The sequence below is a fragment of the Nocardia sp. CA-290969 genome (assembly GCF_050936135.1).
Classification (GTDB): Bacteria; Actinomycetota; Actinomycetes; order Mycobacteriales; family Mycobacteriaceae; genus Nocardia.
Window position 1 is genome coordinate 5,303,701 of the sequence record NZ_JBNJNJ010000001.1, and the last position, 26,571, is coordinate 5,330,271.

The window sequence follows — 26,571 nt, forward strand, 5'->3', positions numbered from 1 at the left end:
ACGAAATCCCGGACCACGTCTTCGCGATCCCGCCCCGGCCCGGTAGAGTTTGGACGGTCGTACCATCACGCGCGAGTGGCGAAATTGGCAGACGCGCCAGATTTAGGTTCTGGTGTCCACGGACGTGGGGGTTCAAGTCCCCCCTCGCGCACCGCTCTACCACGAATTTCCGTCATTTATGACAGAAATTCGTGCTCGAGGGCCCTCGTACACGCCGTTTCCGCACGTTTTCCTGTCATAGATGACGGTTCAGGTGTTAGAGACATCCCTCTTCCACGCCGTGCCACGCGCACGAGTGCCCGCTCCAGGTGCACCGCATCTCAGGAGCGCGCGACCAGCAAACGTCCAAGGGGTTCCCATTGCCGGCCCGAGTGTGTAGACACCGCGCCCAGACCTTGGCGCCGCCTCCCCACGAGCGCCGCCTCCGCGGTGGCTCCTGATCAGCGGATCACGCCCGGACCCGACCACACCGGCCAGCAACTCGCGACACACGGCCACCGACGTGCACGCGTTCCCGGTGGCACACCGGCTGGAATTCAGGTTTCCTGGTAACAGGGAGATCAGCGGGCAGATGAACAGAGGCTTTGCCATGCCCCTTCCCCCTTCCGACCACCCGACCGATACATCGAGCACGGAAAGCATCGGGCTCCCGCTCCCCACTCGGCCCTACCCCAGCCTCGGACCGTCCGTCCGCTTCTCGGTATCGGTGATCAACACACGCGCCCGCGTCGTCGCCAGGGCGGTCTTCGATCACCTGGGCTGGTCACCAGGCCAATCCCTGCGCTACGAGCTCCGTGGCGGCCTGATCACCCTCACCACCGCCGCGGCCGGCGCCGAGCGCCGGCGAACAGTAGCGGCGCCGCGGATGAGTGTCGCGCTGATGCACTGGTTGGGCACCGACACTCGGCGGGTCAGGGAATATTGGCAAGCGTTGGCGGGTGCGGGGATTCCGGTGTGTGGCGCTGCCGCGGTATATCGCCAGCGACTAGGCGCGCGGGCCCGTTCGGCCGACCACCGCATGACACTGTCCAGCGCCGGGCCGGACCGGGCCGACTACACCGCGTACGCTCGCAGACAGTTGCGTTATATTCGGCTGTGTCGCACCGCCTTCCGGCGGAAACCACACCGAGGGATTCGGGAGCCGAGGTGGTCTTGCAGTCGGGGGATGTACTCAGCGGATTCGTGATCGATCGCATCCTCGGCTCCGGCGGGATGGGGGTGGTGTACCGGGCTCGGCATCCTCGGCTGGAACGGTTCGTCGCATTGAAAGTGCTCAGCGACGCCCTCGCCGCCGATCCGAAGGCCCGCATCGGTTTCGAGCGGGAAGCGGCATTGGCCGCCCGGCTCGACCACCCCAATATCGTCCCGGTCCACGACCGTAGCGGACCCGACGAAACCTCGCTGTGGCTGTCCATGCGCTATATCAGCGGCGGCGACGCCAACGGCCTGCTGGCGAAGGCACCCGGCGGGCTGGCCCCGGAGCTCGTGGTGGAACTCATGGCCGATGCCGCCTACGCGCTGGATTTCGCTCACACCGCGGGTGTACTGCATCGGGACGTCAAACCTGCCAACCTGCTGATCGAACCCGACCCACGCCACGGCCACCGGGCAGTGCTGACCGATTTCGGAATCGCTCGCGCGCTCGACGAATCGGTCACCGCGTCCACCCTCGCGGTGACCTTCGCCTACGCCGCCCCGGAACGGTTCCTCGCCCAGCCCTCGAGCCCGCGCACCGATATCTATTCACTCGGCTGCACCCTGCACCAGCTGCTCACCGGCCTGCCGCCGTTCCCACGGGAAACCCAGGCCGCGGTGATGGCCGCGCATCTGAACGTTGCCCCGCCGTCACCGCATCTACTACGGCCGGAATTACCCGAAGCCCTTGATGCTGTTATCGCTACCGCCCTGGCCAAACAACCCACCGACCGCTACCCCACCTGCCGGGCACTCGTCGACGCCACGTGCGCCGCGCTCGGACTACCTCCCCGCGTTCCCGCGCCGCAGACCGCCGCCTCACCGACCGCGCCACCCGCCGATACGAGCGACAACACACTGTCTGCCCCGACCACAGTCACCACTCCTGCCGCACGTCCCGCGACCGCCACGGCGGCGCCTCCGCACGAGAAGGCCGGCACCTCGGACACGTCCGCTGCTGACGGCACTCCGGCACCCGCACCTGCGCACATCAGCGTAGCTACGGACGTACCGGCCACCTCCGGGAACAGTCCCTCCGGCACCGCAGGCGGCCACATACCCACCGGCAACCCGGCCGTCGCACGACCCGGACACGAAGGCCCACCCGCCCGAGTGCCGCCACCGGCCGGGGGCGACAGCCCGCGCGCCAGCACGCCGGTGGGCCAGGGATCCACAGCGCTCCGCCGTAGCATCCCGGACCGCCTACGGTCCGCGGATAAGGGACGCGCCGGCGTGGTCCTGGGGGTTGTTGCCGTACTGTTCGCCGTTCTGCTGGTGGTGGTGATAACACTCCGCCCGGATGCCGGCACGGAGGGCGGCAGCAACTCGGACCCGGAGAACGCACCTGCCCGCCCACCCCATGTCATCGCGACGATCCCGGTAGGTGCCCGACCGGCCGAAATCGCTTTCCTTCCCGATATCCACGCCGGCTTTGTCAGCAATACCGGAGACGACACCGTCTCGATGCTCGATACGAACTCCCGGGCGGTCTCCGCTACCATCCCGGTCGGTAACGAACCGACCGCACTGGCGGTGGACCCGGTGACGAATACCGTCTACACCACCAACAAGGCCGATAACACGGTATCGGTCATCGACGCGGAAAGCCGTAGGGTCACCGCCACGATCCCGGTCGGCTCCGAACCGTGGGATGTCGCAGTGGATCCGGACACCCACACTGCCTACGTCACCAACCGGCTCGAGGATACGGTCGCGGTGATCGATACCGGTACCCGAACCGTCGAACGCTTCGTACATCTCAGCGATGATGGGCCCCTGGGCGAAACCGCTAGGCAGGTGGCGGTCGATCCGAACACCCATCGGGCATATGTCACCGGAATCGATCATAAGACCGTCACGGTCATCGAACCGGACAACGGTGCGGTCACCGTCGTCGACACCCAGGACAGCACGGACGGTGTCACCATCGACACCGGCACGAACACCGCCTACGTCCTCAACTATTACGGACAGGCCGTTACGGCGATCGATACCCGGAACAACAGCATCCGCGGCACTATCCCGACCGGCACCTATCCCACAGAGCTGGTGGTCGATCCGGCCACCCACACCGCCTACCTGATCTGCGTATACGAAGGCACCGTCACGAAAATCGACACCACCACGAACACTGTCGGCAACACTCTGTCCCTCGGCGGTACGGAGATGGCGGGCCTGGCACTCGATCCGGAATCCGGCACCGCCTTCATCACCGTCCGGAGATACACCACCGGTAGTGGTCTCCCCGGCGAGGTCGTCGTCGTGGACACCGCCACGCTCACCGCGGTCGCCGAGCCGGTCACGGTCGGCGTCGATCCGGGCGATGTGGCCATCTCCCCGACCGGCACCGCTTACGTTCTGAATTCCGCCGGCAACTCCGTTTCGGTGGTCACCCGCTGAGTTCCGTGCTCACCTACCCTGGGTCGCCCGACAAGGCATCACCACCCACTGGCTACGCCACACCACCCTCACATGGGTCGAACGCAACTTCGGCTACTCGATCGCCCGCGCCTACGCCGGCCACCGCAAACCCACCGACGCCACCGCCACCTACGTCAAATCCACCATCCAAGAACTCGCCGTCGCCGTCTCCGCACTCACCCGCGAACCCCACCCCCTCCTCACCGGAAACACCCCCACCACCAGCCGCCCCCGTACCGGCCCGAACCGAAACCGACTCATCGGAAGACAAACCACCGCACTGGAACAACTCACGCCCCTCGGCGAAAACCAACCAGACCGCACAACATCATGAAAAGGGGGCCTCAACACACCCAGACAACACCCAATCATCCCTGAAAGGAACTGTGCCCCAATGTAACTCCAACCAGTTGTAGCATCCACGCATATCTCTGCTACGCTACAGCAACCTATTAAAGATGGCACTCTAGCACGCATTCCCGTCATCGATGACATAGATCTGTGCACAAGTCCCCCCTCGCGCACAAATACTCAGCAGATTTGCCGGGTTACATGCCGTGCGTTCGATTGCACGAAGAAACCCGGCATCACGCCTGTCGACCTTCGTTCTCACCCTCGATGCGATGGCTGATCGAAGGAACTTCGGCGCCCCGGCGATGATGGGCGGGCGCATCGGGGCCGGCATGTTCGGCGTTGTGGACAGCGTCGGTGATCAGTTGCCGGACATGGTCGTTTTCCAGGCTGTAGTAGACGGTGGTTCCGGCACGGCGGGTACGCACGAGGTGAGCCAGACGCAGTTTGGCCAGATGCTGGGAGACGGAGGCGGCGGGTTTGCCGACGTAGTCGGCGAGTTCGTTGACCGACAGCTCGGCATCGGCCAGTGCCCACAGCACTTGGACGCGGGTGGCGTCGGCGAGCATCCGGAAGACATCGACCGTCGAGTTCAGTTCGTGGCCGGGAATAGGCGATCGAACCTTCCCGTTATCTGCATTCATACGTAGATACTAAGCCATGCAAGAGGCTGGGCAGAAGGGCCGACTCGATGTTTACCTCCTTGTTTTCCCACCGCGACTACCTCCGGCTGTTCATCGCCCAGGTGTCGGCCCTGTTCGGTACCGGTCTGGCCACTGTCGCCCTGGGACTGCTGGCCTATGAACTCGCCGGTGGCGACGCGGCCGCCGTGCTCGGCACCGCGTTGACCATCAAAATGCTGGTGTACGTGACGGTCGCGCCGATCGTGGCCGCCTACGCCGACCGCTATCCGCGCAGGTTGTTGCTGGTCTCGCTGAACATGGTCCGGGCCGCGGTTGTGCTGGCATTGCCCTTCGTCGACGAGGTCTGGCAGATCTACGTGCTGATCGGCGTGCTGCAGACTGCTTCGGCCGCATTCACCCCGACCTACCAGGCTGTTATCCCCGATATCCTGCCGGATGAGCGGGATTACACCAGGGCGCTGTCGGCCGCTCAGCTCGCCGCGACGATGGAGACATTGCTGAGTCCGATGCTTGCCGCGGCGGCGCTGGCGGTGATCAGCTTCCACTGGCTGTTCGTGGGTACCGCGATCGGGTTCGTCGTCTCGGCAGTACTGGTGGTCACCACCCGCATCCCGGATGCCGGCGCCGGCGCCGCCGAGAGCAGCTTCACCGAACGGATCGCGGTGGGTATGCGGATTTTCGCCGCGACGCCGCGGCTACGGGGTCTGCTCGGGTTGAACCTGGTGGTCGCGGCCGCAGGTTCGATGATCATGGTCAACACCGTCAACTACGTTCGCGACACTCTCGGGGGAACCCAGTCCGGCGTGGCGATGCTCCTGGCCGCGAACGGGTTCGGCACCCTGCTCGTCGCGCCGGCGTTACCCCGGATCCTCGAACGCCTCGATGCACGGCCGGTGATGATGGCCGGTGCGGCCACCCTGATCACCGGACTCGGGTCGGCGATCGCCTTGTCGACCGCGAGCGGAGGCGAGTGGCGCTGGGTCGCCGCGGTCGCAGTATGGGCGGTCATCGGCGTGGGCACGGCGGCGGTGCTGACCCCGACCGGTCAGGTGCTGCGGCGATCGTCGCAGGCCGGGGATCGGCCGGCGCTCTTCGCCGCGCAGTTCTCGCTGTCGCACCTGGCATGGCTGCTCACCTACCCGCTTACCGGCTGGTTGAGCACCGTTGCCGGCTTCACCGCGACCTGGGCGATGCTGGCCGTGCTCGCCGGTGCCGGGATCACGGTGGCGCTGCGGATGTGGCCGCGTAACGACCCGGCGGAGCTGACCCATCTACACGAGGTCGGCACCATCGACGCGGCCCGGCTGGGCGCCGCGGTCCGCGTGGACGAACGCCACTTCCAGCACACGCACGTGTTCATCATCGACGCCGAGCACCCGCAATGGCCGCGACCGGATCGGCGGACGGCAGCAGCTGCTTAGTCTTTCCGCCGCCGAGGCGGTCGACCTCTTGGAAACCGGATCGTGCGGACCGGGCGCAGCCTGCCCGCTTGCATACCCCACAGGGGTAGGGTAACTGTTGAGATGTTCCTTCCGCAGCCCGGCGGTCACGATTCCGGATGGGCACGCGGGCCCTCACCAGATCGGCAGGAAAGATATGAGCACCTCGACCATCACCGTTGCGGGAATGACCTGCGGCGGCTGCGCGTCCAAAGTCCGGGCCCGGCTCAGCACCCTAGACGGAGTCTCCCGGGTCGACGTGGATCCGGCCACCGGCCGGGTCACCGTCGAATCAGGCCGTGAGATCGACCCCGAGGCCATCGAGAAGGCGGTGGAAGCCGCCGGCTACCGAGTCGTCGCCTGATACCGGCCACCTTCCCAGGGGCGGCGCCATCAATGGCTCCGGGACACAGGAAGGCGAGACAGGATGACCGTGGCGAGTAAGTTGTTTCGCGACTGTTGCAGTGCCGCTTCGCCGATGCGGCCCTCACCGCGAGAACAATGAGTGACGAGAGGAGGTGATGCACGTGGCCGAGATGTGCGAATACACCGATATCCAGCGTGAACTCCCGGACGATATTCGATACCACGAGTCCACTGCGACACCTCCGGAGATCGAGACGCCGCCGTACGGGCGCCGAGGCCCGGAACCGAGTGGTTCGCGGTGACCGTCTTCACTCGCCTTCGACGCCTATCGGTGGGCCTGCTGCTGGCAGTGCTGCTGGTTGCCCCGCTGATCGACTGCACCCTGCACGGGCATGACGAGCACACACATCCGGCCGCGGGGGCAGCTGCCGAGATCGCCCTCGCCTCGCACAGCCATTCCCCGCACGCGATGAGCGGGGGGCTCGTCGACCATTGTGATCAGCACATGATGCATTGCGTCGAGAAGGCGTTACCGCCCTCCGGGGGTGCGACCATTTCGCCATTGCTGTGGCTGGTGCTTCTCGCCGCGACCACCGTGGGCGCCATCGCCCCGATTTTCACCGGCGCCTGCGGGATCCGCGGCCCTCCTGTCGCCGCGTTACCCGTGTCGAACGGGCGAGCCGTACTCACGAATTTCTGTATCTCCCGACGCTGATCGGTCAGCGCCAGGCCGCGACTCGTTGTGTCGCCGGCCGGTGTTCGCTGCCTGCTCACCGTCTACACCGTCCTGCGCGGCGGTTCGGATACAGAAAGCGACAATCATGAACAACGTCGTCTTCGGCAAACCGGCCGGAGTACTCACCCCGCCGGCCCCGGTACGGGAATCCAGTTCGCTGGTCGGCAACACCCCGGTCCTGTGGGTGGGCGCGCCGTTGGCCCCGGCCGGCCGCGGATTCTGGGCGAAGCTCGAGGGCTTCAATCCCGGCGGGATGAAAGATCGCCCCGCCCTGCACATGGTCGAGCGGGCGAAACAACGCGGAGACCTGCCGCCAGGGGCGCGCATCATCGAATCCACCAGCGGCACTCTCGGTCTCGGTTTGGCGCTGGCCGGGGCGGTGTACCACCACCCCGTCACGGTCGTCACCGATCCGGGGCTCGAGCCGATCGTGGAACGCATGCTCGCCTCCTACGGCGCGCGTGTCGAGCAGGTGACCGAACCCCATCCCGGCGGCGGCTGGCAACAAGCACGCCGCGAACGGGTCGCCGAACTCATGGCGGCCGAACCCGGGGCATGGTGCCCCGACCAGTACACCAACCCCGACAACGTCGACGGATACGAATCCCTCGGCCTGGAGTTGCAGCAACAGCTCGGTGCGATCGATGTCCTGGTGTGCGCGGTTGGCACCGGCGGCCATTCGGCCGGCGTGGCGCGGGTGTTGCGCCGATTCAACCCGCATCTGAAGTTGATCGGCGTGGATACGGTCGCCTCCACGATCTTCGGCCAGCCCGCGGGCCCGAGGCTGATGCGCGGGCTGGGATCGAGCATCTTCCCCCGCAACGTCGACTATTCCGCCTTCGGTGAAGTGCACTGGGTCGCACCCGCGGAAGCGGTATGGGCATGCCGGGCGCTGGCCGGCACCCACTATGCGACCGGCGGATGGAGCGTGGGCGCCGTGGCACTGGTCGCCGGATGGGCAGCGCGCACCTTACCGGCGGACACGCGAATCGGTGCGGTGTTCCCCGACGGCCCCCAGCGCTACTTCGACACCATCTACAACGACGCCTACTGCCGCACACACGGCCTGCTCGACACCACCCCACCGACAGAACCGGCCGTTATCGCGCACCCGGGCGAACGCGCGGTGGACTCGTGGACCCGCTGCACCACCGTCGTCGACCCGCACACCGGAGAGGGCGCATCGTGACCGTTCTCAGGAGCTTCCGCAGCTTCGACCTCGCCGCACGATTGCTGATGATCAACCAGTTCGGTATCAATCTCGGCTTCTACATGCTGATGCCCTACCTCGCCGGCTACCTCGCCGGACCGCTCGGGCTGGCGGCCTGGGCGGTCGGCCTCGTACTCGGCGTACGGAACTTCTCTCAGCAAGGCATGTTCCTGATCGGCGGCACCCTCGCCGACCGGCTCGGCTACAAGCCCTTGATCGTCGCAGGCTGCCTCCTGCGCACCGGCGGCTTCGCCCTGCTCGTGTTCGCCACCTCGCTCCCCGGAGTACTCGTCGCTTCCGCCGCGACAGGATTCGCCGGAGCCCTGTTCAACCCCGCCGTACGCGCTTATCTGGCCGCCGACACCGGCGAACGCCGCGTCGAAGCCTTCGCGGTCTTCAATATCTTCTACCAAGCCGGCATCCTGGCCGGCCCCTTGGTCGGCCTGGCATTGATGTTCCTCGACTTCCGCGTCACCGCTGCGGCCGCCGCCGTCGTATTCGCAGCCCTGACCGTGGCACAGCTGTGCGCGCTACCGGCACGCCGCGAGCAGAAGGCCGCCGAACAGACGTCGGTGCTGCAGGACTGGCGCGCGGTAGCGGCGAATCGCCGGTTCCTGTTGTTCGCGCTGACGATGATCGGCTCGTATGTGCTGTCGTTCCAGGTGTATCTGGCCCTACCGCTCCAGGCCGAGTACCTCGCCGGAGCACACTCCCAGGTACTGGTATCGGCGTTGTTCGTGGTCTCCGGTGTTGTCGCGGTGGCCGGGCAGCTGCGGATCACCGCATGGTTCGGAGCGCGCTGGGGAACCGGACGCAGCCTGGCAGTGGGGATGGCGATCCTGGCGGCCGCGTTCGTGCCGCTACTCGTCGTGCCGGGGCCCGAGCCGTTCGGCGCCACGGCCGCGATCGTCGCACTGCTTCTGTCCACCGCGGTGCTCGCGGTCGGAACCGCCGCAGTGTTTCCGTTCGAGATGGACACTGTCGTCTCGCTCGCGGGCGGAAAACTGGTGGCCACCCACTACGGCTTCTACAACACGATCGTGGGAATCGGGATCCTGGCGGGCAACCTCGCTACCGGCGCCGTGGTCGGGGCCGCACGAGCCGCCGGTGCGGAGTGGGCGGTGTGGGCCGGTCTCGGACTCATCGGCGCAGTAGCGGCCGTCGCGCTGCACCGCCTGGATCGATCGCGGCCGGTCGAACAGGCTCAGCGCGGCGAACAGCACAGCGAACCCGCCGCCGGAACCGGCCGGCAGTTACCCCGCACGGCACCATCGGAAAACACAACACCGCCCCTCCGCCACGGTGACTTCGACCGCCGTGCACGCCGACCAGCACCTCCCACGCGACGCTGACGCCTGGGCCGGCGATGAACGGCACGGCCGGTGGCAGGTTGCCACGGGCCGTGCCGGCCTCCCACCGAGTCCGTCGCCGACCGGCCCGATGGGTCGGTCCGCCAGGCATGCCACGGTGCGGTCGGTTCAGATCGGCGGCCTTCCCACCTGCTCGGACCAGCGCTTTTACTTCGACCGAAAATCCGGGTTGCCACATACCCCCCAGGGGTATAAGTTGGCTCTCGTCCCGCTGACGACGAGAACAGGAAAATCGCGATGAACGCCGCACACCACATCAACCACGCAGGCCACGGCGACCACGGGCATCACGCGAACCATGGGCAGGCCGGCGCCACGACGACAGCGCATGCCGCCGATTCGCGCAGCGGCCACAACACCCCGGATCCCGCCCCCGCCGGGCACCACTCGCACGCCGGTCATACCGCCGATGCTTTCCCGGGTGGCCTACTGGTCACCCAGGACGGGTACTCGTTGGACTTGGCGGACACCGTGTCACAGCCCGGCGTGATCGATTTCCGGTTCCGGATCTTCGGCCCGGACGGGCAACCGGTCACCGACTACACCCCGATCCACGACAGAGAACTGCATCTGATCGTCGCCCGCCGCGAACTGACCGGCTTCTGGCACGTACATCCCCGGCGCGCCGCCGACGGCACCTGGTCGGTGCGGCTGGATCTGCCCGAAGCAGGCGCATACCGGGTATTCACGGATATAGCCCCGCGCGGACTCGGCCGCACCATCACCCTCGGCGCGGACCTCGCCGTCGCGGGACACTATGCACCGCTACCGATTCCGGAGCCCGCGCGCACCACAGTCGTCGACGGGTACGAAGTCGAACTGGGCGGCGATCTGGTCGCCGGCGAAGGCCGGCAGCTGACTCTCACCGTCCGCAAGGACGGAGCCCCGGTCACCGATCTACAGCCCTACCTCGCAGCGTTCGGCCACCTGGTGGTCCTCCGGGCCGGAGACCTGGCCTATGTCCACGTCCACCCCGACGGGGAGCCCGGTGACGGTGTCACCGCGCCGGGCCCCGACATCACCTTCCATACCCTGGTCCCCGGACCGGGTGTCTATCGCCTGTTCCTCGACTTCAAACATCGCGGAACCGTACGCACCGCGGCCTTCACACTGCCCACCACGACACCCCACCGCCATCACTGACAACAGCAGTCCACCACCGGAAGCCGTCGCCGCCGGTCGTACGGAACGCCACCGGGCGGGCCCGCCACCTGCCGGCCGCGGGCCCGGAGGTGAGCGGATAGGGTCGGGCGGGACGCGGAAGGTATCGATGACTACTCCCACCCTCGACCTCGCCGGCTACGACGTGTACCGCCTAGGTTTCGGAGCCATGCGGCTGCCGACCGAACCGGACGACGCCCGCGCCGCCTCGATCGCGCTGCTGCGCAAGGCCGTCGAGCTCGGCGTCACAGTGATCGACACCGCGCATCTCTACGGCTGGGGCGCCAACGAGGAACTCGTCGCCGAAGCCCTGTACCCCTACCCGGATGGATTGCTGGTGGCGACCAAACTCGGCGTCGAGCGCCGGCCCGGCCACCCCGACGGCGCGGTGTACAACGGCAGCGAACGCTTCCTGCGGGCGCAGGTCGACGACGCCCTGCGCCGGCTGCGCGCCGACCGGATCGATCTCATGCAACTCCACCGGGTCGACCCGGCCATCCCGCTCGCCGACCAGGCCGGGGTGCTGCGGGATCTGAAGGACGAAGGGAAGATCGGCCATATCGGCCTCTCCGAGGTGACCGCCGCCCAGCTCGCGGAGGCGCGCGAAACCACGGAGATCGCGAGCGTGCAGAATCGCTACAACGTCCTCGACCGCGAATACGAATCCGTCGTCGACGCCTGCGAGCAGGCCGGCATCGCATTCCTGCCGTGGCGCCCAGTTGCCGCGGGCGGGGCGGGCACAAGCACCGTGATCGCCGAGATAGCCCGCGAACTCGGCGCCACCGGCACCCAGGTCGCGCTCGCCTGGCTCCTGCGCCGCTCCCCCGTTGTCGTGCCCATCCCCGGCACCGCCTCGCCCGCACACCTCACCGAGAACCTCGCCGCAGCCCGGCTGGAACTCTCCGATGACCAGTACGAGCGTCTCGACCACCTCGCTGCACCGGAAAACCGATAACCGGAAGCGCTCGGCTCCGCATACGCGGCCGCTCGGCGAAACGTGCCCGGCGGACGCCGGAGCGAGCTACGGTGATTCTCAGTAAGTGAATCGCAATTCGCGCCAGGGTCCGAAAACCTCCGCGCCGGCCGATTCCACACCGAGAGGACTGGCGATGGGTATTGCCGTAACCGACCTCCACCGCGAACTGGCCACGGTGGCCCGCTCGTTCCTCGCCGCCAACAAGGCTCGAGCCGCGGCGCGGGCGGTACTGGAGACCACGGAGGACAGGCCGTCGTTCTGGTCGGCATTCGCCGAAATGGGCTGGCTGGGACTGCATATCGGTGAGGAGTTCGGTGGGTCCGGCTCGGGCTTTCCGGAGCTCGTGGTGGTGGTCGAGGAACTGGGCCGGGCCGTGGCGCCGGGGCCCTTCGTGCCGACCGTGATCGCGTCGTCGGTGCTGGCGGCGGCCGGGGACGAGGCGCAGCAGGCCCGGTTGCTGCCGGGTCTTGTGAACGGCTCGGTGACAGCCGGGATCGGTGTGGGCGGTGCGGTCACACTGTCCGGTGGGTACGCCGACGGCGCGGCCGGGGTGGTGCTCGGTGCGGGATCGGCCGGGCTGCTGGTGCTGGTGGCCGGTCCGGATGTGCTGGTCATCGAAGCCGGCCGGGCCGGTGTGACGGTGGAGACGCCGCAGAACCTGGACCCCACCCGCCGCTCGGGGCGGGTGCACCTCGACAAGGTCGCCGTCACCGACGCGGATATCCTGCGCGACGCCGCGCCGGCCGCCCTGGCCCGCGCCCGCACACTGCTGGCCGCGGAGGCGGCGGGCGGGGCCGGTGACTGCGTGGATACCGCCGTCGAGTACGCGAAGGTCCGCGAGCAGTTCGGCCGGACCATCGCCACCTTCCAGGCGATCAAACATCACTGCGCGAATATGCTGGTGGCCGCGGAATCCGCGGTCGCGCTGGTATGGGACGCCGCCCGCGCCGAAGCCGAGGACGAACAGCAGTTCCAGGTGCTCGCCGCGGCGGCGGCCACGTTCGCCTTCCCCGGGTATGTCCGTAACGCGGAACTGAACATCCAGGTGCACGGCGGTATCGGATACACCTGGGAGCACGACGCCCACCTGCATCTGCGCCGCGCACTGACCACCCGGGCACTGGCCGGCGGGGATGCCCCGGCGGAGACGGTGTTCGCGCTCACCGCGGCCGGTGTCACGCGTTCGAACAGCCTCGATCTGCCGCCCGAAGCCGAGCGGTTGCGCACCGAGATCCGTGCCGACGCCCGCGAGATCGCCGCCGCCGGAGACAGCGCGGCGCAACTGGACCGGCTGATCGCCACGGGGTACGTGATGCCGCACTGGCCGCGTCCATGGGGCCGGGCCGCGACGGCGGTCGAACAACTGGTGATCGACCAGGAATTCCGGGCCGCGCAGGTCGAGCGCCCCGATTATTCGATCACCGGATGGGTTGTCCTGACCCTCATCCAGCACGGAACCGATTCCCAGATCGAACGATTCGTGGAAAAGGCGCTGCGCCGCGAAGAGATCTGGTGTCAGCTGTTCTCCGAACCGGCGGCCGGGTCGGATGCCGCTGGGATCAAGACCAAGGCCGTCCGGGTGGACGGCGGCTGGCGGGTCACCGGCCAGAAGGTATGGACCAGCGGCGCGCACTACTGCCGGCGCGGGCTGGCCACCGTCCGCACCGACCCCGGCGCCGCCAAACACGCCGGGATCACCACCGTGATCATCGATATGCACGCCGACGGTGTCACGGTGCGGCCGCTGCGCATGATCACCGGTGGCGCGGAGTTCAACGAGGTGTTCTTCGACGACGTCTTCGTTCCCGACGCGGATGTGGTCGGCACACCGGGCAGCGGATGGACGGTCGCGCGGGCGACGCTCGGCAACGAACGGGTGAGCATCGGGGGCGGGTCGGGGGCGGGGGTGCCGCCGGCGTACGCGCTGGTCGCCCAGGTCGCCGAACATCCGGATCCGCCGGCCGGGATCGAGGTCCGCACCGGCCGCTACATCGCCGAGGATCATGCCCTGCGCCTGCTGAACCTGCGCCGCGCCGCGCGCAGTATCGAAGGTGCCGGCCCCGGACCGGAAGGCAATATCACCAAACTCGTACTGGCCGAACATCTTGCCGAGTGGGCAGCCATTTCCGCCGAGCTGATCGGCGACGATCTGGCCCTGTGGGAAGGCCGCGGAGCGGGGGTCGCGCAGATGGCTTTCGGCGCGCGCGGAATGGCGATCGCCGGCGGAACATCGGAGGTCACGCGCAACCAGATCGCCGAGCGAATCCTCGGAATGCCCCGCGACCCGTTGATCCGCTGATACGTGCCGGGCGCTCCGGTACCTCCCGTGTTTCCGGGTACCGGAGCGGACGCCGGCGGTGCCGCCCGCGTGGATGCGAGCACAAACGCGAACCGCCGACGGTGACCACAACGCGATCTACGGGCTGCGCCGCTGCGATCCGACCGTGACCCAACGGAAAGAAATTGATGCTTTCTTGTCTGGTATCGCCTATCACCCCGGCGAACACTGAGGCCGTGCGCGATTAACCACCTTGGTTCACGCCGATCGGAGGAAAGAAATGTCAGCCAGGCTCACCAAGATCTTTGCCTCGACCGCTATCGCCCTTGCCCTGGGTGTGGTGGCGGCACCCGCCGCCACTGCCGCGACGACCGCTGTTCAGCAACCGGTCATCCCGGGCTTGGGGTCCGTCGAAATCTGTGTTCCCTTCGGCAGCGCCGAGGTGTGCATCTGAGTTCTCCCAGCACGCCGCCCGAGCGGCCGGCGTGCGCGCCGAGCAGGCCGTGATCGCGTGCGGCCTGCTTTTCGCGTCGTGGGGGCCGCACGGCAGGCATTGCCACCACCCGATAGTGATAGCTAAGATCAATCAATCCGGCCGGTGGGACCTGCCCATTCGACAGAACGGAATCTGTTCATGAGGCCAACAGCGCATATTCTGCGCGTCGGCCCCCGACTTCTCGGCGCGACCGTCGGGGCCGCCGCCCTCTTCTTCGCCGCCGCTCCCGCGGCCGCATTCCCCGCACCTCTGGTCCACACCGACAACGGCCCGAACCCACAGGTCGAGCTGCACAGCTACTGCGCGGCCGCCGGTGAGATCGGGCATCTCGCGGACGGCACCACCGTCTACTGCTCTCCCGTTTCCGGTAGCGATACCTTCGCGTGGTCGTACTACGCCGAACCGCTGCCGATCGACCCGAACACCATCAATTACAACTGCGACAGCGCGAGCTGCACCTATCCGAACGGCAACCAGGTTCCCGAGGAACAGCGCTGCGGTATGCAGTGCGGCGAACCCCCCACCTCCGGCGACGTGCAGGAGCATCTGAACAATCCGCGCGGCTGAAGCTCGGGTCCGGGTAGGCCGGTGGCCGGACCGGCCGACCCGGACTCGGCTGCTATCGTCGATCGCGTCATCGGATTACAGGAGACCGACCATGGTTGGTGAACTCGACATCTCCGGGGTCACCCGGCTCTGACGGCCACCAGTTGAGCGCATACGGGCGCCGCTGTCGTGGCCATGTCGTCGTTCACCGATCACTTTCGCGGCGCGAGTGCACGCGCCCGTCGGACACACGAGGTCTCCCCCATGCCCGAAAGCTTCATCGTCTGCTCGAACCTGTCGTTCGCCTGGCCGGACGACACCCCTGTCTTCACCGATCTGTCCTTCACCGTGCCCGCCGGGCGCACCGGTCTCGTCGCGCCGAACGGCGCCGGGAAAAGCACCCTGCTCCGCCTGATCGCGGGTGATCTGCGCACGGCGAGCGGTTCGGTCACCGTCGACGGACTACTCGGCTACCTCCCCCAGACCCTGCCGCTGACCGGCGATATCACCGTTGCCGAACTCCTGGGCATCGCCCCGGTCCTGGCGGCGCTGGCGGCGGTCGAATCCGGTGATACCGCCGAAGAACACTTCACCACCATCGGTTCGGATTGGGATATCGAAGAACGTACGCGCGCTCAACTGGACCGGCTGGGTGTGGGCGATGTCGAACTCACCCGCCGGCTGCACACCCTCAGCGGTGGTCAGGTGGTCTCGCTCGGCCTGGTGGCGCAGCTGCTGCGCCGGCCCGATGTGCTGCTGCTCGACGAGCCCACCAACAACCTCGATCTGGACGCCCGCCACCGGCTCTACGATCTGCTCGGCGACTGGAACGGCTGCTTGTTGCTGGTGAGTCACGACCGCGCCCTGCTCGACCGGATGGACCGGATCGCCGAACTCCATGCCGGCGAGATCAATTACCACGGCGGCAATTTCACCGAATACGAGCAGGCCGTACGCGCCGCTCGGGAGGTCGCGGAGAAGAACATCCGCAGTGCGGAACAGGAGGTCAAACGCGAGAAGCGGGAGCTGCAGCAGGCGCGGGAACGCGCGGCCCGCCGGGCAAGCAACGCTGCCCGCACACTCGGCAACGCCGGTCTGCCGAAGATCTTCGCGGGAACCATGAAACGCAACGCGCAGGAATCCGCAGGTCGCGCCGACGGCACGCACAGCGCCCGGGTCGACGCCGCCCGCACCCGGCTCGACCGGGCCGAACGGGAGCTACGCGAGGACCACAAGATCACTCTGCAACTGCCGGACACCCACGTGCCTGCAGGTCGCACCGTGTTCCTCGGCGAACAGATCCGGTACCGCGTCGGCGACCGGGAGATTTTCGCCGGCGACGGGGTCGACCTGGCGATTCGCGGACCCGAACGTATCGCGCTCACCGGCCCGAACGGCGCCGGGAAATCGACTTTCTTGCGCATCCTGCACGGCGAGCTGACCGCCGGCAGCGGCGAGATCACCCGCGCCGACGGGCGGGTCGCCTATCTGTCCCAGCGCCTGGATCTGCTCGACCCGCAGCGCTCCGTGGCCGAGAACCTGGCCGCGTTCGCGCCGGAGCTACCGGCCGCCCAGCGGATGAATCTCCTGGCCCGGTTCCTGTTCCGCGGCTCCCGGGTGCATCTGCGGGTCGGCGCCCTGTCCGGCGGTGAGCGCCTGCGCGCGACGCTGGCCTGCATCCTGTTCGCCGAACCGGCCCCGCAGCTGCTGCTCCTGGACGAGCCGACCAACAATCTCGACCTGGTCAGCGTCGGACAACTGGAGAACGCGCTCAACGCCTACGAGGGCGCATTCGTCGTGGTCAGCCATGACGAACGCTTTCTCGGGGAGATCGGTGTCCAGCGCTGGCTGCGGTTGTCCGACGGCAGGCTCTCGGAGGTCGCCCCGCCCACGAACCACCGCTGACATCTCGTTGTGTTCCGGCCGGGCAGCCGGCCTGTATCGACATGAGCCCGGTGCGCCGTGGGCGGCACCGGGCTTGTGTCGAGGACGGAATCCGGCCGAGACCACGAGCGGGCGCGAGCCGGGTCGTGTCCACCGGATCGACCGGATCAGGCGGTGGACAGCTGGGCCTGCCACATCCAGTGCAGCTGCTCGAGCCGCGCCGCGATCTCGATGAACAGGTCCTGGGTTACCGGGTCGGCCTTCTCGGTGAGTTCGATACGTTCCCGGAAGCGGCCGATCACGGTGCTCAGGACGTCGACGATGGCGTTGATCACCGTGGTGTCCTGCTGCCAGCCGTCGGGGAATTCCAGCCCGGCCGCTTCCTTGGCCACCGTGGCGGCGCGGCCGTCCGGGCTCACGCCGATGGCGGTGGCGCGCTCGGCGGCGGAGTCGGTGAACTCGCGAGCCGCGCTCACCAGTTCGTCCAGCGCCAGGTGCACGGAGCGGAAGTGGGTGCCGAGCACATTCCAGTGTGCCTGCTTGGCGATCAGAGACAGATCGATCAGATCCACGACGGCGGCACGCAGAGCGTCGCCGGTGATGCGCTGCTGTTCCGGGTCGAGTGTGCTCTTGATCGGGACGTTCATCCTCGAATGCCTTTCTCGTCGTTGCGCTCGATGCGCGGGACAGGGGCCGACTACCCGGCGATGTGGCACTCAATCAGCGGCCGGCGTGTTATCTCGGCCACGCGCTGGTCAGCGGGTTGATCCGCGCGGTCGACGGGACCGTCGCCGCCGGTGCGGGCCGGGGTGACGTTTCGCCGCGCGGGGCCCGGGTAGGCCGCGGGCAGATCGCAACCCCGTACTCGGAAAGGAACGGATATGGGCCAGCAGCACAATCTGACCGGACGGCGGGTCGCGGTACTCGCGGCGGACGGTGTCGAGCAGGTCGAGCTCGTGCAGCCGCGGTCCGCGGTGGAGGACGCCGGGGCCAGCACCGCACTGCTGTCACTGAAACCGGGCGAGATCCAGGCGATGAACCACGACGTCGAGAAGGGCGATACGTTCCCGGTGGACCGGGTGGTCGGCGAATGCAGCCCGGACGAGTTCGACGCCCTGCTGCTTCCCGGCGGCACCACGAACCCCGACAAGTTGCGCCAGGACCCGGACGCCGTACGTTTCGTCCGCGATTTCTTCGCCACCGGTAAACCGGTCGGCGTGATCTGTCACGGACCGTGGACGCTGGTGGAGGCCGATGTGGTGCGTGGTCGCACGCTCACCTCCTACCCGAGTGTGCGCACCGATATCCGCAACGCCGGCGGGAATGTGGTGGACGAGGAAGTGGTCACCGACAAGGGTTTGGTGTCCAGCCGTAACCCCGGCGACCTGCCCGCTTTCTGCGCGAAGATCGTCGAGGAATTCGCCGAGGGCAAGCATCCGGTGCACCCGGAGGGTGCGACCGCGGGTCGTTGACGGGCGCACCCCAGCACTGGTTGCCGCAGCGAATCTCGTCCGGCGGCTCCGGATCGCCGTCCGGAGCCGTGAACGCCCCGATCAGAACGGGTAGCGCTGGATCTCTGATTGGACTGTCACCCACTGGGTTTCGGTGAAAGTGTCGAGGTTCGCGCCGGGCCCGCCGAACCGGCCGCCCACACCGGACGCCTTCACGCCGCCGAACGGGATGGGGGCTTCGTCGTCGACGGTTTGATCGTTGATGTGGACGGCGCCGGAGACGATCCGGTCGGCGAGTTCGTAGGCCCGGTACGCGTCGGCGGTGAGGATGCCGACCGACAGCCCGTATTCGGAGGCGTTGATGATCTCGATCGCCTGCTCGACCGTCTCGTAGGTCAGCACCGGGGCGACCGGGCCGAAGATCTCCTCCGTCCACGCCGGGTTGTCGACGGTGAGGCCGGTGAGGACGGTCGGCCGGTAGTACAGGTCGGTGTACTCGCCGCCCGCCGCGACCGTCGCGCCGGCTTCGGTGGCCGCGGTGACCAGGGCGTGCACCCGGTCGCGCTGACCGGCGTCGATGATCGGGCCGAGCGCGTTGGCCGCATCGGCGGGATCGCCGACCGGGAGGCGGTTCGCCTTGTCCACCAGCGCCTGCACGTATTCCTCGGCGATCGAGCTGTGCACGAGGTGCCTGCCCGTGGTCATACAGATCTGGCCCTGATGCAGGAACGACCCCCACGCCCCGGCCGATGCGGCCGCCGGCACGTCGGCATCCGGCAGCACCAGCAGCGCATTGTTGCCGCCGAGTTCCAGATGCAGCTTCTTCAGCAGCGGTCCCGCCGACGTGGCGATCTTGCGGCCGGCCGCGGTGGAACCGGTGAAGGACAGGCACGGTACCTGCGGATGCTCGACCAGCGCTGCTCCGAGCTCACCACCGCCCGGCAGAACGTGCAGCACTCCGGCGGGCAGGCCCGCCTCCTGCAACAGCTCCGCCAACGCCAGCCCACCCGAGATCGGGGTGCGGGGATCCGGTTTGAGGATCACCGCGTTACCCAGCGCGAGGGCCGGCGCCACCGAGCGCATCGACAGGATGCCCGGGAAATTGAACGGCGAGATGACGCCCACCACGCCCACCGGAACCCGGCGGGAGACCGACAGCCGGGGCTTACCGGAGCGCAACATCTCCCCGTACGGGTGTGCAGCCAGCGCGGCCGACTCCTGGAGTTCGCTGGTCACCAGCCCGACCTCGAACGCCGCCTTACCCTGACCCGACCCCGCCTCGGCGACCAGCCAGGAACCCAGCCGGTCCGGGTTCTCGGCCAGCAGCTGCGCCGCGCGCAGCAGCACGGCGACCCGTTTGTCATAGGTGAGCGCGGCCCATTGCCGTTGGGCGGCAACCGCCGAACGCACGGCGCGCTCGAGGTCGTCGAGCCCGGCCTCGCCGACCGTGTCGATGGTGGTTCCGGTGGCGGGAGCGATCACCGGCAGGGTCCGGCCGGCCGGACGGAAGGCTCCGTCGAACAGCGCACCGTGCCACGCGGTGGTGGCCGGGTCGGCGGTGGTTGTCATGGGAACTCCTCGGTGGGGTGGTGCGCGGAACGCGGCTGCGGGAACCAGTATCGCGGCGCCGCCGCCGGATACGGTCCGGTCACGCGGAATGCGCTCGCGTGCTACATATTTCGACTAGCAGGCGGGCTGCCATCCGGTGTAGGCCTCGGCGAGGTAGGCAGCACCGTGCCGCGATTCCGTCACCAGCGCGAGTTCCCCGCGCTGACGTTCGATATCGAATGCGGACGCATCGTCGGCGGAGTGCAGCATGGTGGTCATCCAGTACGAGAAATGCTGCGCCTTCCACACTCGGTCGAGCGCCCGTTCGGTGTAGTTGTCCAGTGCCCGGTCACCGGCGCCGGCGAGGAATTCGGTGATCGACTCGTGCAGCACTTTCACATCGGCGAGTGCCAGGTTCAGGCCCTTGGCCCCGGTGGGCGGGACGGTATGTGCCGCGTCGCCGGCCAGCAGCAGGCGGCCGTGCCGCATGGGTGCGGTGACGAAGGACCGGAACGGCAGCACCATCTTGGAGTTGATCGGCCCCTCCTGGAGTTCGAAGCCGTTCCCGTTCACCCGGCGCCGCATTTCCGCCCAGATCCGGTCGTCGTCCCATTCCTCGGGCCGCTCGTCGGGCGAGCATTGGAAATACATCCGCTGCACGGTCGGTGTGCGCTGGCTGACCAGCGCGAATCCGTGATCGGAGTGGGTGTAGATCAGTTCCGGATGCGAGGGCGGCGCCTCGGCGAGGAAACCGAACCACGCGAAGGGGTATTCACGGAACCACTCCCGGCGGGTGCCTTCCGGAAAGGTCTTGCGGCATACCGATCGCGAACCGTCGGCACCGACCACCAGATCCGCTTCGATCCGGACCGGTCGTCCGTCCGCATCGGTGCAGGTGACCACCGGCCGGTCGCCCGAGATGTCCACCGCGGTATCGGCCACGCCGTAGCGCACATCGCCCTGATCGGCATCGCGGCGGGCGGCCAGGTCGACGAACACATCGTTCTGCGGATACAGCCACACCGATTCACCGACCAGTTCCTGGAAGTCGATGCGGTGGTTCTCGCCGCCGAACCGGAACACCACACCGTCGTGCCGGTCGCCCTCGGTGAGCACGCGGTCGGAGACACCGGTGTCCACCAGCGTGCGCACCGAGCCCGCCTCGAGGATGCCCGCGCGAATCGTGGTGGCGATTTCCTCTCGGCTCCGGATGTCGAGGACCACCGACTCGATGCCGGAATGGTGCAGCAGATGCGACAGCAGCAGGCCGGCCGGGCCCGCCCCGACGATGGCTACCTGGGTCCGGGTGGTGGTCATACGGCGTACTCCTTCTGATCGTCGGAACCGGACGTATCGGCGGATATCGCGGACCGGCGGGCCAGTCCGGGCACAGTCGCCAGCGCGAGCAGCCCGAGCGCGGCGACCAGCGCGAAGAAGTAGAAACCCCACGGATGCGCGGAACCGGCGACGATCAGCGCCCCGGTGATACTCGGGCCGAAAATGGCGCCGAGCCGGCCCACGGCGGCCGCGAGCCCGAGTGCGGTGGCCCGCACCTCGGCCGGATAGGCCTGGGTGACGTAGGCGTAGACGAGTACCTGCGCGGAGAACACGAAAATACCAGTGACCAGTACCAGCGCGTTGAGCAGCAGCGTATTCGGCACCTTGATGCTCAGCAGCGCGAGCAGGACCGCGGCGGCGCCGAACCAAACCAGGATCGTCGGTTTCGTACCGCGGCGGTCGGCGAGGACACCCGCGGCGATCAGCCCGATGATCGCGCCGATGTTCAGTACCAGCAGCAGTGTCAGCGAGGTGGACATGTTGTATCCGGCGTCTCGCATCAGCTTCGGCAGCCAGGTGTTCAGGCCGTAGACCAGCAGCAGCCCCATGAACGAGCCGACCCACACCCCTAACGTGGTACGCAGGTATTTCGGCTGCAGCACGATGGTGGGCTTGACCCGTTCGGCCTTACCCTGTGCCGCCAGGTAGGCATCGGATTCGGGCAGTTTGACCCACATCAGCGGCAACAGCAGCAGACCGGCGACACCACCGGCATAGAACAGGATCTCCCAGCTGGGAATGAGCCACAGCGCGGCCACCGACGCCAGGACCGCCCCGAAGTGGTAGCCGGTCATGGTGAAGGTGCTGGCGAACGCCCGGCGCGAGGCGGGCATATGTTCGGCCATGAAGGTAAGCGCGGTGGGCATACAGGCGCCGAGGCCGAGCCCGGCCAGCAGCCGGAACACACCGAACACCCCGACCGAACCGGCCCACGGCACGGCGATGGTGAACAGCGAGAACAGCAGAATGGAGCCCAGCAGGACGCTGCGGCGGCCGTAGCGGTCGGCCAGCGGTCCGACCCCCGCGGCCCCGATGGCGACACCGACCAGCGAGATGGTCGCGGCGAAGGTGGCGCTCGCGGCGGTGAAACCGACGTGGTTCTCGTCGATGAGGGTCGGGATGACGGCGCCGAGGACGACGAGGTCGTATCCGTCGAGCAGCACGGTGAGCCAGCAGAGCGCGGCCGGCCACGACAGCAATTTGTTCATGGTGGGGGATTCATTTCTGATCTTCGGGTCGGCGTCGACCCGGTCTGTGATGGCACTCACGCTAGGCTGGCGTCCATCAGAAATCCAATAGATGATCTTTCGATGCCGGATAGAGGAGATCTATGGCGGGCGATTTCGACCTGAACCTGGTGCGCACCTTCGTCCTGCTCTACGAGACCCGCAGCGTCACCGCCGCGGCCGATCTGCTGGGCGTCACCCAGCCGACGGTCAGCTACGGTCTCGGCAAACTCCGCCGCCGCCTCGGCGACGAACTCTTCGTCCGCGGCCCCGGCGGCCTGATCCCGACCTCCGAGGCCGAGCGGCTGTATCCACCGCTGCGCGGCGCCCTCGAACAAGTAACCGAAACCCTGGGCACCACAACAGAATTCGACCCCGACCGGCCCACCCAGTTCACCCTCGGACTCTCCGACCTCGGCGAGGTGACAGTGCTGCCGCTGGTCCTGGCGGAACTGACGGCGCAGGCCCCACGGGCGCGGCTGCGGGTCCAGGCGTTCGCCCTGGACACCGCGGTCGACCAGCTGGCCCGCGGCGAAATGGACGCCATCGTGGCCAGCCCGGTACTGGATTCGCCGCGACTGCGCCGGACCGCCCTGTTCACCGAGGGCTACGCCGGTATGGTCGCCGCCGACCACCCCCGCTTACGGACCCCGAACCCGGGGCACGCCGATCTCGAACAGGAACGTCACGTCGTGGTCGACGGTGCGTCCGGGCACACCGGCCCGCGCAAGGCCCTGATCGAGCATCGGCTCGAGGACCGTATCGCGGTGCGGGTGACCCGGTTCGCGACCCTGCCCTATGTGGTGCAGGACAGCGAACTGGTCGCCATCGTGCCCGAACGGGTCGCCCGGGCGCTGGCCCGCACGCATGCGGTGCGGCTCTTCGCCCTGCCGTGGCCCATCGAACCGGTGGAAGTGGCCGCCTACACCCGGCATGCACCGGGTCGCGGCGGCCCGCAGCAGTGGTTTCTCGAGGTGATCCGGACGGCGATGGACCGTATGCCGGCGTGGTGATCCCGCCGGACGCACGGCCGGGCCCGCTCAGCCGACCCGGGCCGTCAATTCGGCGGCGATCTCCAGATCGGCTCCAGTTGCGGCCCGCACCTCGTCGACCGTCACGCCCGGCGCGGTCTCCACCAGCACCAAGCCGGTCTCGGTGACATCGAGAACGGCCATATCGGTGATGATCCGGTTCACGCAGCCCAGCCCGGTGAGCGGCAGGGTGCACTCGTCGACGATTTTCGGTTCGCCCGAACGGGATACGTGTTCCATCATCACGATCACCCGGCGCGCCCCGTGCACCAGATCCATCGCCCCGCCCATACCCTTGACCATCTTGCCGGGAATCATCCAGTTGGCCAGATCGCCGCGGGCGCTGACCTGCATGGCGCCGAGTACGGCGACATCGACCTGCCCGCCGCGGATCATGCCGAACGATTGCGCGGAATCGAAGAACGAGGCGCCGGGCAGCACCGTGATGGTTTCCTTGCCCGCGTTGATCAGTTCGGGATCGAGTTCGTCCTCGGTCGGATACGGGCCCACCCCGAGGACACCGTTCTCCGAATGCAGGACCACGGTGATATCGCCGGGCAAGTAGTTGGGCACCAGGGTCGGCATCCCGATCCCGAGGTTGACGTACTGACCGTCGGTGAGCTCGGCCGCGACGCGGGCCGCCATTTGTTCGCGGGTCAGTTTCATGCGCGCACCGTCCTGTTCTCGATTCCTACTTCGACCTTGCCGACGGGTACGACGCGCTGGACCTGGATGCCTGGGGTGTGCACCTGGTCGGGGTCGAGTTCGCCGGGTTCCACCAGGTGCTCGACCTGGGCGATGGTGATCCGGCCCGCCGCGGCGGCGGGCGGGTTGAAATTGCGGGCGCTGGCGCGATAGACGAGATTGCCGTGCCGGTCGCCTTTCCAGGCGTGCACCAGGGCGTAATCGGTGACGATCCCGCGCTCGAGCACGTAGGTGACACCGTCGAATTCCCGGGTCTCCTTCGGCGGGCTCGCCACCGCGACCCCGCCCGCGCCGTCATACCGTAGTGGGAGCCCACCCTCGGCGACCTGCGTGCCCACCCCGGCGGGTGTGAAGAACGCCGGGATACCGGCGCCACCGGCGCGCATCCGCTCCGCGAGGGTGCCCTGCGGGGTCAACTCGACCTCGAGTTCGCCCGACAGATATTGACGCGCGAACTCCTCGTTCGCCCCGACGTAGGAGCTGATCGTGCGGCGGATCCGATGGGCGGCGAGCAGGACACCGAGGCCGAAGCCGTTGGTGCCGCAGTTGTTGCTGACGACCTCCAGATCGGTGGCGCCTTGTTCGAGCAGTGCGTTGATCAGCACTTCCGGGATGCCGACCAGCCCGAACCCGCCGACGGCCAGTGATGAACCGTCGGGGATATCGGCGACCGCTTCGGCGGCTGAGGAAAAGACTTTGTCCATCACGCGTTCCACAGTAACCACATTTGTACGTATTGTGAACTCATGTGCGTATAGTGAACGACTAGAACGGTGATTGATCCGATGACCACCGAGTCCTATGCTGTTCGCATACCGAAGCAATGTCCACATACCGAACGCGAGGTCGCGCGCATGCTCCAACTGCCACCGCGGTACCGCGGTATCGACAAGAGCGAGGAAGCTCCGCTCGACTTCGCCGATTACCGCACCACCACCCTCCGCCACCCCAAACAGCCGCTGATCCTGCTCCCGCAGCGACTCGGCGAGCTCACCGGCCCGGTACTCGGCGAAGGCCGCGTCACCGAGGCCGACGCGGATCTGACCCTGGCCCGCGGCGGTGAAGCACAGGGGCAGCGCATCGTCGTGCACGGCCGCGTCCTCGACAGCGATCGCAAACCGGTACCGAACACCCTGGTCGAGGTCTGGCAGGCCAACGCCGCCGGCCGCTACCGCCACCAGGGTGACCAGTGGCCCGCGCCGCTGGACCCGCATTTCGACGGCGTCGGCCGCGTCCTCACCGACAGCGACGGCCACTATTCGTTCACCACGATCAAGCCGGGCGCCTACCCCTGGGGTAACCACCACAACGCCTGGCGGCCCGCACATATCCATTTCTCCCTGTTCGGGCGCGCCTTCACCCAGCGTCTGGTCACCCAGATGTACTTTCCGGACGACCCGATGTTCTTCCAGGACCCGATCTACAACTCGGTCCCCGACGGCGCCCGCCAGCGCATGGTGAGTGTGTTCGACTACGACGCCACCACCGACAACTGGGCACTGGGATTCCGGTTCGACATCGTGTTGCGCGGTCGCGACGCGACCCCCTTCGAAGAGGAGGACCACGACGATGAGTGATACCGACTTCGCGCCCCGCTACCCGGTCATCCCCGGCGATTTCACCACCGTGGACTTCGGGCCCACTCCGTCACAGACCGTCGGGCCCTACCTGCATATCGGGTTGCCCTGGCCCGATGGGTGCGATGTGGTGGCGCCGGGCACCGAGGGCTCGATAACCGTCACAGTGACAGTGTTCGACGGTGCCCGGAATCGGGTCGCCGACGGCATGGTCGAGGTCTGGCAGGCCAACCGCGAGGGCGTTTTCGAGCATCCGGACGATCCCCGCCCGCAGACCGACCCGGCATTCCGCGGGTTCGGCCGCTGCCCCACCGACGACACGGGCACCGCCCGGTTCACCACCGTCAAACCCGGGGCCGTCCCCGCCGACGGCGATTCGACCCAGGCACCGCACCTGAACCTGGCCGTTTTCGCCCGCGGCATGCTCAACCGGTCCATCACCCGGCTCTATTTCCCCGACGAACAGGCCGCCAACGACACCGACCCGGTGCTGTCGGCGCTTCCGGAAACCCAACGGCACAAGCTGATCGCCACGGCCACCGCCGAGGGGTACCACCTCGATATCGTGCTGCAGGACGCCGACCCGGACGGTGCCGAGACGCCGTTCTTCTACCTGTAGGAGT

23 protein-coding genes and 1 tRNA gene are annotated in these 26,571 nt (G+C 67.6%); 17 read left to right on the forward strand and 7 right to left on the reverse strand.

All coding sequences use genetic code 11. The features are described from left to right. Positions 1-69 precede the first annotated feature (69 nt). A tRNA-Leu gene (locus ACQEVO_RS24300) sits at positions 70-151 on the forward strand. 995 nt (positions 152-1,146) lie between these two features. After that, positions 1,147-3,594, forward strand: a complete 2,448-nt coding sequence (locus tag ACQEVO_RS24305) for a protein kinase domain-containing protein (protein ID WP_432917318.1) — start codon at positions 1,147-1,149, stop codon at positions 3,592-3,594. Positions 3,595-4,202: 608 nt separating this feature from the next. On the opposite strand, the gene ACQEVO_RS24310 is transcribed toward ACQEVO_RS24305, so the two are convergent. After that, positions 4,203-4,610 carry an ArsR/SmtB family transcription factor gene (locus ACQEVO_RS24310; protein ID WP_432917321.1) on the reverse strand — a complete coding sequence of 136 codons (408 nt, stop codon included), beginning with the start codon at positions 4,608-4,610 and terminating at the stop codon, positions 4,203-4,205. A 47-nt stretch (positions 4,611-4,657) separates the two neighbouring features. Between ACQEVO_RS24310 and ACQEVO_RS24315 the strand changes: the two genes are divergently transcribed. The 11 genes from ACQEVO_RS24315 to ACQEVO_RS24365 all read left to right on the forward strand — a co-directional run bounded on the left by ACQEVO_RS24315 (position 4,658) and on the right by ACQEVO_RS24365 (position 17,093). After that, a complete protein-coding gene (locus ACQEVO_RS24315) occupies positions 4,658-6,031 on the forward strand; it encodes an MFS transporter (protein WP_432917324.1) in 1,374 nt (457 codons plus the stop codon). Between the two features lie 175 nt (positions 6,032-6,206). Next, positions 6,207-6,413 (forward strand): heavy-metal-associated domain-containing protein, encoded by a 207-nt coding sequence (locus tag ACQEVO_RS24320; RefSeq protein WP_432917327.1) that lies wholly within the window; start codon positions 6,207-6,209, stop codon positions 6,411-6,413. A gap of 300 nt (positions 6,414-6,713) precedes the next feature. Further along, on the forward strand, positions 6,714-7,130 hold the full coding sequence (locus ACQEVO_RS24325; protein WP_432917330.1) for a hypothetical protein: 417 nt from the start codon (positions 6,714-6,716) through the stop codon (positions 7,128-7,130). Positions 7,131-7,236: 106 nt separating this feature from the next. Next, a complete protein-coding gene (locus ACQEVO_RS24330; RefSeq protein ID WP_432917332.1) occupies positions 7,237-8,340 on the forward strand; it encodes a PLP-dependent cysteine synthase family protein in 1,104 nt (367 codons plus the stop codon). Beyond that, a complete protein-coding gene (locus tag ACQEVO_RS24335; RefSeq protein WP_432917335.1) occupies positions 8,337-9,713 on the forward strand; it encodes an MFS transporter in 1,377 nt (458 codons plus the stop codon). The genes ACQEVO_RS24330 and ACQEVO_RS24335 overlap by 4 nt, the downstream gene beginning before the upstream one ends. Before the next feature lie 255 nt (positions 9,714-9,968). After that, on the forward strand, positions 9,969-10,874 hold the full coding sequence (locus ACQEVO_RS24340) for a hypothetical protein (RefSeq protein ID WP_432917338.1): 906 nt from the start codon (positions 9,969-9,971) through the stop codon (positions 10,872-10,874). A gap of 127 nt (positions 10,875-11,001) precedes the next feature. Continuing rightward, positions 11,002-11,847 (forward strand): aldo/keto reductase, encoded by an 846-nt coding sequence (locus tag ACQEVO_RS24345; RefSeq protein ID WP_432917341.1) that lies wholly within the window; start codon positions 11,002-11,004, stop codon positions 11,845-11,847. A gap of 154 nt (positions 11,848-12,001) precedes the next feature. After that, a complete protein-coding gene (locus ACQEVO_RS24350) occupies positions 12,002-14,167 on the forward strand; it encodes an acyl-CoA dehydrogenase (RefSeq protein ID WP_432917343.1) in 2,166 nt (721 codons plus the stop codon). Positions 14,168-14,426: 259 nt separating this feature from the next. Next, on the forward strand, positions 14,427-14,600 hold the full coding sequence (locus ACQEVO_RS24355; RefSeq protein WP_432917346.1) for a hypothetical protein: 174 nt from the start codon (positions 14,427-14,429) through the stop codon (positions 14,598-14,600). Positions 14,601-14,780: 180 nt separating this feature from the next. Beyond that, positions 14,781-15,209, forward strand: coding sequence for a hypothetical protein (locus ACQEVO_RS24360; RefSeq protein ID WP_432917349.1), 429 nt, complete (start codon positions 14,781-14,783; stop codon positions 15,207-15,209). A gap of 243 nt (positions 15,210-15,452) precedes the next feature. Further along, positions 15,453-17,093 (forward strand): ABC-F family ATP-binding cassette domain-containing protein, encoded by a 1,641-nt coding sequence (locus ACQEVO_RS24365; RefSeq protein ID WP_432917352.1) that lies wholly within the window; start codon positions 15,453-15,455, stop codon positions 17,091-17,093. Between the two features lie 146 nt (positions 17,094-17,239). Here the strand turns inward: ACQEVO_RS24365 and ACQEVO_RS24370 are convergent, their stop codons facing one another. Next, on the reverse strand, positions 17,240-17,719 hold the full coding sequence (locus ACQEVO_RS24370) for a Dps family protein (protein ID WP_432917355.1): 480 nt from the start codon (positions 17,717-17,719) through the stop codon (positions 17,240-17,242). Between the two features lie 234 nt (positions 17,720-17,953). Between ACQEVO_RS24370 and ACQEVO_RS24375 the strand changes: the two genes are divergently transcribed. Beyond that, the gene (locus ACQEVO_RS24375) at positions 17,954-18,544 is read left to right on the forward strand and encodes a type 1 glutamine amidotransferase domain-containing protein (protein ID WP_432917358.1); all 591 of its coding nucleotides are present in this window, start codon (positions 17,954-17,956) and stop codon (positions 18,542-18,544) included. A gap of 81 nt (positions 18,545-18,625) precedes the next feature. Here ACQEVO_RS24375 and ACQEVO_RS24380 read toward each other — a convergent pair whose 3' ends face one another. The 3 genes from ACQEVO_RS24380 to ACQEVO_RS24390 all read right to left on the reverse strand — a co-directional run bounded on the left by ACQEVO_RS24380 (position 18,626) and on the right by ACQEVO_RS24390 (position 22,677). After that, complete coding sequence (locus tag ACQEVO_RS24380; RefSeq protein WP_432917360.1) at positions 18,626-20,092, reverse strand: aldehyde dehydrogenase family protein; 1,467 nt, start codon at positions 20,090-20,092, stop codon at positions 18,626-18,628. A gap of 114 nt (positions 20,093-20,206) precedes the next feature. After that, a complete protein-coding gene (locus ACQEVO_RS24385; RefSeq protein ID WP_432917363.1) occupies positions 20,207-21,388 on the reverse strand; it encodes a 4-hydroxybenzoate 3-monooxygenase in 1,182 nt (393 codons plus the stop codon). Continuing rightward, positions 21,385-22,677 (reverse strand): MFS transporter, encoded by a 1,293-nt coding sequence (locus ACQEVO_RS24390; RefSeq protein WP_432917366.1) that lies wholly within the window; start codon positions 22,675-22,677, stop codon positions 21,385-21,387. Before ACQEVO_RS24390 ends, ACQEVO_RS24385 begins: the two co-directional genes overlap by 4 nt. A gap of 62 nt (positions 22,678-22,739) precedes the next feature. Here ACQEVO_RS24390 and ACQEVO_RS24395 point away from each other — a divergent pair, with 62 nt between their 5' ends. After that, the gene (locus tag ACQEVO_RS24395; protein ID WP_432917369.1) at positions 22,740-23,648 is read left to right on the forward strand and encodes a LysR family transcriptional regulator; all 909 of its coding nucleotides are present in this window, start codon (positions 22,740-22,742) and stop codon (positions 23,646-23,648) included. Between the two features lie 27 nt (positions 23,649-23,675). On the opposite strand, the gene ACQEVO_RS24400 is transcribed toward ACQEVO_RS24395, so the two are convergent. Beyond that, entirely contained in the window at positions 23,676-24,332 is a 657-nt protein-coding gene (locus tag ACQEVO_RS24400) for a CoA transferase subunit B (protein WP_432917372.1), read from the reverse strand. Continuing rightward, positions 24,329-25,075, reverse strand: a complete 747-nt coding sequence (locus ACQEVO_RS24405) for a CoA transferase subunit A (protein ID WP_432922979.1) — start codon at positions 25,073-25,075, stop codon at positions 24,329-24,331. The genes ACQEVO_RS24400 and ACQEVO_RS24405 overlap by 4 nt, the downstream gene beginning before the upstream one ends. A 150-nt stretch (positions 25,076-25,225) precedes the next feature. Between ACQEVO_RS24405 and pcaH the strand changes: the two genes are divergently transcribed. Further along, positions 25,226-25,948: a protocatechuate 3,4-dioxygenase subunit beta gene (pcaH, locus tag ACQEVO_RS24410; RefSeq protein ID WP_432917375.1), complete on the forward strand. Its 723-nt coding sequence runs from the start codon at positions 25,226-25,228 to the stop codon at positions 25,946-25,948. After that, complete coding sequence (pcaG, locus tag ACQEVO_RS24415; RefSeq protein ID WP_432917378.1) at positions 25,941-26,567, forward strand: protocatechuate 3,4-dioxygenase subunit alpha; 627 nt, start codon at positions 25,941-25,943, stop codon at positions 26,565-26,567. The genes pcaH and pcaG overlap by 8 nt, the downstream gene beginning before the upstream one ends. The last annotated feature ends 4 nt before the right edge of the window (positions 26,568-26,571 follow it).